The following is a 5,340-nucleotide window of genomic DNA, read 5'->3' on the forward strand; positions in this document are numbered from 1 at the left end:
GGTTCGCACGCTCGGCAGCCAAGACAATGATCCATTTGCTCCTCAAATTGCTGGTCAGGCTCCATTATGCCGTCAACAACCGCTTTCATTAAGGCGATTCGTCCTCTTGGTGACTCTGCCTCAATACCGGTTTCCCTGAAGGTCGGACAAGCAGGGAGACAAAATCCGCAGCGCATGCAATTAGTTAGCTGCTCATAATCCAGTTTGGCTGCGAGCTTAGAAGCCATCGGACTTCTCGGCTTGTCTATGCTTTTCTCATGCATGTCCGATTACCACCCTTTTCCTTGTTTCCTTCGCGAACATTTTTCCTGGATTAAGAATGTTCAGTGGATCAAACGCCGACTTGATCGCTTTCATCACTTCAATGCCTGCCGTACCTACTTTCCATTCTAAGAATGGAGCCTTCACGATACCAACTCCATGCTCCCCCGTAATTGTACCTCCCAAACGGATAGCTGCTTCGAAGATTTCCTCGAACGCGGCCTCCACGCGATTCACCTCTTCATGATCTCGAGCATCCGTAGTTGCCGTAGGATGTAGATTACCATCGCCTGCGTGCCCGAAGGTGCAAATCTGAACATTATGTTTCTTAGCAATACGGTTTATTTCCAAAACCATGTCAGCAATCTTTGAACGTGGGACAGTTGCATCCTCAAGTATCGTCGTAGGCCTCAGTCTCGCTAACGCCGTGAACGCACTGCGGCGCGCTGTCATTAATTTCAGTGCTTCCTCTGCGGTTTCTGCAACATCAATACGATCAGCCTGCTCACTTCGGCATATTTCTTCAATCATAGCTATGTCTCGCTCAACAGTCTCAGCTTCGCCATCCTGCTCGATAAGCAAAATCGCTTCCATATCCCTTGGCAATCCGAGCATCGCATAATCATCGACTACCTGAATGGTTGGACTGTCCATAAACTCCAGCGTCGCAGGAATTATCCGGTTTTCGATGATTTTGGATACCGTTCTCGCAGCTCCATTGATATCTCTGTACATCGCCAGCATCGTTTTTTTTGTTTTTGGAGGTGGAATAAGCTTAAGTGTAGCCTCCGTAATAACGGCAAGCGTTCCCTCTGAGCCGACAAGAAGCTTCGTAAGATCGTAACCAGCCACATCCTTCATCAGCTTTCCGCCCGTTCGCAATATATCACCATTGGCTAAAACTGCTTCGAGTCCGATAACATAATCTTTGGTCGTTCCGTATTTGAGACCACGGAGACCGCCAGAGCATTCTGCAATATTTCCACCGATTGTGGAAATGGACATACTGCTCGGATCAGGCGGGTAAAAAAGCCCTAGATTTTCAACCTCAGTGATAAACTGCTTCGTGTTCACGCCGGGTTGTACAACTGCCGTCAAATTTTCAAGATCAATCTCCAATATCCGATTCATTCTGTGCATAACCATTACAACGCCACCAGTAACAGGAACAGTTCCTCCGCATAAGTTGGTTCCCGAGCCGCGGGTGATCAAGGGAATACGATGACGATGGAGAACCTTCATAATTGCTGAAATCTGATCGGTCGTTTCCGGATAAATGACGCCATCAGGCAGTGCTTGCTGCATCGGCGTACCGTCATAGGAATGGGTAATCAGCGACTGGGGATCGTCTTTAAAATAGGAATCGCCTACAATCATTTTTAACTCACTTTTAACTTCAATACTCAACATCGCAAGTCCCCCCGGAATGAAAATGGACGAGAAACACAAACGGCTCTTAATAGCACACAACAGACAGGAGCGTTGGTTTCTCGTCATAAAAACATCTAGTATTTATGGTTCAAACGGTAATATAGATCATTCCAACGAATCTCGTTCTCCAAGCTCGTCATCGTAGAGGTCTGATTGATAATGATGCATTCGATACCGGCCATCTTAGCCCAGTCAGCCATCTGCTCGCTTGTAACATGAAAGGAGAAACCAAAGTGGTGCGCGCCGCCAGCCAAAATCCACGCTTCCGCAGCATCTGATAACGACGGCTCAGGTTTCCACAGAACACGCGCTACCGGCAGGTTCGGCATTTCCTTCTCATTTTTCACAGCAGTTACTTCGTTCACTATCAGACGAAATCTGTCTCCAAGATCAACTACGGTAGCATTGATTGCTTTACCACTATTCCCATTAAAAGTGAGACGAGCCGGATCGGCTTTACCGCCGACGAACAGCGGATGAACCTCAATCTTTGGCTTGCTGACGGAAACTGTCGGACATATCTCTAGCATATGAGCGCCGAGCACAAGCTGATTGCCTTCCTGCATGTGATATGTATAATCTTCCATAAAGGACGTGCCTTTGTTTTCAGCCATTATTTTCATAATGCGAACAAGAGCGGCAGTTTTCCAATCACCCTCTGCTCCGAAGCCGTATCCGGCAGCCATAAGTCGCTGCGCAGCTAGCCCGGGCAGCTGTTTCAAGCCGTGTAAATCCTGAAAGCTTGTTACAAATGCACTGTAACCGCTTTCTTGAAGAAACGCTTTTAATGCTATCTCGATACGTGCTTGTTCCCGAATCGCATCACGCTCGGTGCCTTCACGTTGGCCGTTCTCTGTGAAGTCATAAAGCTCTGTGTACTCATCCATCAATTCCTTGACTTGTCCATCCGTGACATCCTGCACACGTTCCGCCAGATCACCTGCAGGATAACCGTTAACCGACCAACCGAACCTTATTTGTCCTTCTACTTTATCACCTTCCGTGACGGCGACATAACGCATGTTATCACCGAAACGAGCGATCTTCATCGTTTGGCTTTCCGTAAAGCCGGCAGCCGTTCTCATCCAAGAACCGATTCTGCTCCGTACTTTCACGTCTTTCCAGTGACCTGCAATAATTTTACGGGCTATGCCAAGACGGGCTCCAATAAATCCGAATTCTCGGTCGCCATGTGCCGCTTGATTCAAATTCATGAAATCCATGTCAATGCTGTCCCATGGAATATCTACATTAAACTGCGTATGAAAGTGAAGCAACGGCTTACGCAGTTGGGTAAGGCCTGAGATCCACATTTTTGCTGGCGAAAACGTATGCATCCAAGTAATGATTCCCGCACAATGATCGTCTGAATTCGCTTCCAGACAGACACGACGGATAGCTTCCGGCGTTGTTACGACTGCTTTAAATATGATTTTATAAGAAAGAGCATCGTCTTGATCAAGCCCAGCGACCATTTCCTTCGCGTTGTCCTCCACTTTTGACAAAACATCTTCACCATACAGTCCCTGACTTCCGGTTACGAACCAAAATACATAAGGCTTAGTCTGCAGCATACCTTTATCCTCCTTATAATGTGTTTAAATAAATCGCAATTCCAATCGATAATCGACGGTTTTACTCGGCTCTAATATACGGAGCGATCCTCTCTCCCTTTCGTCCGTCCTTCCTCTCGTCCAGCAATTAGAAGGCTCCAGTCCGAGTACATGCTCACCTGACCCTGGCATTCGCCACTGAACGAATTTCGGAAGCGTGACAGGATCCCATTCCAATTCTACCGATAAACCATGTGAATTGGTGTTTGCAGGACGAATCGGGAATGAGGGACTATGAATACGTGCATAGACCGCATCCTTGCTTTGATCAGGTTTATGATAATACACTTGTTCTCTAAAGGCAGGATCAGGCGATTGCCATAATCCCATCCTTCTCATATCCATATCGCTGTCGCGAGTTGATGTTCTTCCTTTCGGAAGTTCCACTGTCGTGTCCTCGGCAAGCAGCGGGAATCCGAAGTTGAAATGATATAGCATCATATGAGGCGCAGGACGGAATCCAACGTTCTGAACGGAATCTAGGATCGTTATCCGATTTTCACCTAAATGGCTAGTTATTGTTCTAGTCAGGCGTAGATGCTCTCCAAAAATCGAGGTCTCCTCTATGACTCCACGGACTCGCAGCACATAATCATCGCCCGCCCATTCTGACCAAGATGAAATTTGACGTGCTGGCGTATGATGAATTCGGCCATGAAGACCGTAAGCACCGTCGATGTCTTTACCCGGCGATCCAACCTGTGATAATCCGCAGGTCATAAGCAATCCACCGGATGCTGTTCGCAGCCACTCCGCTTCTCGCTGATCGTAATAAGAAGGGTGAGGCTCTCCATTGCTCGAGGACCAACTAACTGGTATGCCATGCATTTCAGCAAGTGAGATGTCCATTCCCTTGCTTGGCGTTACCCAGTAACATAACCCCCCTCCGGTTCGCACTCGGAACGTGTCTACTCCCGCTTCAGGCCCTTCACTTCTTGTATAACGTTCAACACCGCCAATTTGCTCAATGCGGCCAACTCTCGCTTCCAGCTCGCGACGTTTCCATTTCCTTCCGTAAAGCTCCACGTTTTCCTCCCCCTTAAGCAGTCCTATTCCCAGTTCAGCAAAACCGTATTATCTGTTTTCTCTGACTCCAAAGCCGCTGTGAATAGTCGATGGCTCATGGCCGCTTCTTCCGGTTTCGCACATTGGAAGGAAGATTGGTTGTCTTTTCCATTTGCGATCTCATCGCAGAAAGCTGCCCACATCTGTAAAATCGAGTCCGAGAAGCCGAATTCGAAAATACCTCCAGTAATCGTTCCATAGGTTGATTTATATGGAACATCTGAAATATGCCATGCCTGCTCGCCCCCTGGCTCGTATGGAAGGAATGCGACTTGCTTCGGGTTCTTGGTCGTGAACTCTGCAGAGCCTTTTGTGCCGTTAATGCGGATAAACCAAGTATTGGCATGACCTGGAGCAATCCGTTTCATGGAAAGCACCATCGGGAAATTATACTTATCTGTTTTGACGTCACATGCCAATATCGCATTATCCCATGTTTCACAAGCGGCCATGCCGCCTTTACCATCCGGACGTTCCTGCACGATTTTACTAAGCAGTGACCTTACGTTAGCTGGCTTCCAACCGAAGCGAAACGGCAGATGTGCGACGTGCATGCCCAAATCACCCATGCAGCCGTATTCACCATTAGTTCCGATACGACGCTTCCAATTGATCGTTTTGTTCGGATCGAGGTCACTGCTATGCCAGAAGCCGGCTTCAACCTCGATAATTTGTCCGAATTTTTCTTGATTAACCCATTCGACAATCCGTTGGGCTCCCGGGAAGAATGGAAATTCAGAGGAGCAGCGAACGATCACGTCCGGATTCTCCGCGATTGCTTTCATAATTGACTGATTGGCTTCTGCATCGATGCCAAATGGCTTCTCACCAAGCAAATGTTTTCCAGCTTTAATGATATCTATATATAATTGCTCATGCAGATTATGCGGCACTGCGCAGTAGACAGCATCCACTTCCGGATCCGCAATGAGCTCGTGGTAATCGGAGGTGGTTTTCTTCACGCTAGGCA

The 5,340-nt window shown here is 47.7% G+C and carries 5 protein-coding genes; all 5 read right to left on the reverse strand.

Annotation, left to right across the window (positions count from 1 at the left end):
* The coding region (locus tag AC1DSE_RS29535; protein ID WP_477528647.1) for a 4Fe-4S dicluster domain-containing protein at positions 1 to 263 on the reverse strand (263 nt) is incomplete at its 3' end.
* On the reverse strand, positions 256 to 1,671 hold the full coding sequence (glcD, locus tag AC1DSE_RS29540; RefSeq protein ID WP_477509231.1) for a glycolate oxidase subunit GlcD: 1,416 nt from the start codon (positions 1,669 to 1,671) through the stop codon (positions 256 to 258). The genes AC1DSE_RS29535 and glcD, both read right to left, overlap by 8 nt.
* 95 nt (positions 1,672 to 1,766) lie before the next feature.
* Positions 1,767 to 3,266: an L-arabinose isomerase gene (gene araA / locus AC1DSE_RS29545; RefSeq protein ID WP_477509232.1), complete on the reverse strand. Its 1,500-nt coding sequence runs from the start codon at positions 3,264 to 3,266 to the stop codon at positions 1,767 to 1,769.
* A 24-nt stretch (positions 3,267 to 3,290) separates the two neighbouring features.
* Positions 3,291 to 4,331 carry an aldose 1-epimerase family protein gene (locus AC1DSE_RS29550; protein WP_477509233.1) on the reverse strand — a complete coding sequence of 347 codons (1,041 nt, stop codon included), beginning with the start codon at positions 4,329 to 4,331 and terminating at the stop codon, positions 3,291 to 3,293.
* A gap of 23 nt (positions 4,332 to 4,354) precedes the next feature.
* Positions 4,355 to 5,340 (reverse strand): Gfo/Idh/MocA family protein (locus tag AC1DSE_RS29555; protein ID WP_477528648.1); only part of this gene is annotated, 986 nt, incomplete at its 5' end.

This window comes from Paenibacillus sp. 01L418 (assembly GCF_056400045.1).

Excerpts from the sequence above, each read along its gene's own strand:
- glcD (WP_477509231.1), bottom strand. The coding sequence starts at position 1,671 with ATGTTGAGTATTGAAGTTAAAAGTGAGTTAAAAATGATTGTAGGCGAT.
- araA (WP_477509232.1), bottom strand. The coding sequence starts at position 3,266 with ATGCTGCAGACTAAGCCTTATGTATTTTGGTTCGTAACCGGAAGTCAG.